This is a genomic window from Verminephrobacter aporrectodeae subsp. tuberculatae At4, assembly GCF_000193225.1.
Classification (GTDB): domain Bacteria; phylum Pseudomonadota; class Gammaproteobacteria; order Burkholderiales; family Burkholderiaceae_C; genus Acidovorax; species Acidovorax aporrectodeae.
This window is the reverse complement of the sequence record NZ_AFAL01000532.1, coordinates 1-1,220: the sequence shown is the minus strand read 5'-3', so window position 1 is coordinate 1,220 and position 1,220 is coordinate 1. Positions and strand designations below refer to the sequence as shown.

Here is a 1,220-nt window from a genome sequence, read left to right as displayed (position 1 = left end):
GGAGCGAACCGGTGACGGGGGCGGAGCGCTGCGGGTCCTGGTCCTGCGGGTCCGCGGGCGCAGCGCCGGATTGCGGCTTGCCTCCCGTCTGCGGCGCCGGCGCCGGCCGGGTCACCGCGGCCGCGGCCGGCGCCGCAGGGGCGGGCGCAGACTCTGCGGCCGGGGTGGGGGGAACGCTGCGCGTGCCGGCGCAGCCCGCGGTCAGCATGGACAGCAAGAGGAGGGATGGCCGAATCTTCATGGGGGGTGGCTCCGGTAAGGGGGGGTACGCTGCGCGGGGGCTCGGTCGGTCGGCGCGGGTCTGCGCGCGGGGTCGGGGCGCCGGGTTCGAGCAAGCGCTCGACGCGCTCGCCGTCTGCGGAAACGAAGCCGGCCGTGCGGCCGTCGAAGTTTTCCAGGCGCCAGGGCCTGGTTTGCCCGGTGATCTTGAAGCTGCTGCCGTCCGCGCGCAGCAGCACGGCGACGCGCTCGCGGCCCGACTCGAACACGGCCGTCAGGCGCGACTGCGTCAGCTCCCGGGCCAGTCCGCCGGGCTTTTCGTCCGTCGGCACCGGGCGGCGCGCGCTCCACAGCAGGGGGCGCTCGAGCGCCTGGTGCACGCTGGCGCGCGCGGGCTGCGACATGGGCTCCACGCTGGGCAATTCGGGTCTGCGCGCTGCTGGCGCGCGCCAGCTGTTTCTTTCGCTGTGCCACCAGTAGGCGGCCGCGGCCAGCGCGGCGGCGGCCAGGACGGGGGCCAGGTGCCAGGGTCGGATCATGGTTTCGCCTTCTGCGGCGCCAGCGGCGCCTCGAGTTGCAGCGTCAGCCGGGCGGTTTGCGGCCCGGTGCCGGAGCTCGCTCCATCGCGCACCATGCTGACCGTGCGCACCCAAAAGGGTGGCTGGTGCATTTGCAGGGTTTCCGTGAGGCGCACGAGCCCGGACCATTCGCCGCTGACGGTGGCGCTCATGCGGATGCGTGCCAGCTGCTGGTCCCCCTCCTTGCCCTCCTGCCCCGGCTCCTCGAGCGCGACCTGCGAGGAGACCAGCGTGCTGCCCGAGGCCACGACCATCTGCCGCAGCTGCTGCTGGATGTCGTTGGGCGCGCTCTCCCCGGCCGGGTGCAGCCAGGGGGCGACGCTGCCGCGCGCCGCGCCGAGCAGGGCCTCGATCTCGGTGCCGGCCTGGACCATGCCTTCGAGCCGCTCGCTGCGCGGTGCCAGCTGTTGCAGCGTGCTGTCG

Annotated in this window: 2 protein-coding genes; both read right to left on the bottom strand. The window is 74.5% G+C overall.

The genetic code is table 11. The features are described 5' to 3' along the window. Positions 1-758: hypothetical protein (locus VTU_RS34470; RefSeq protein WP_010106769.1), on the bottom strand; the 758-nt coding region annotated here is incomplete at its 3' end. Then, positions 755-1,220 (bottom strand): GspMb/PilO family protein (locus VTU_RS0117945; protein WP_010106767.1); only part of this gene is annotated, 466 nt, incomplete at its 5' end. The genes VTU_RS0117945 and VTU_RS34470, both read right to left, overlap by 4 nt.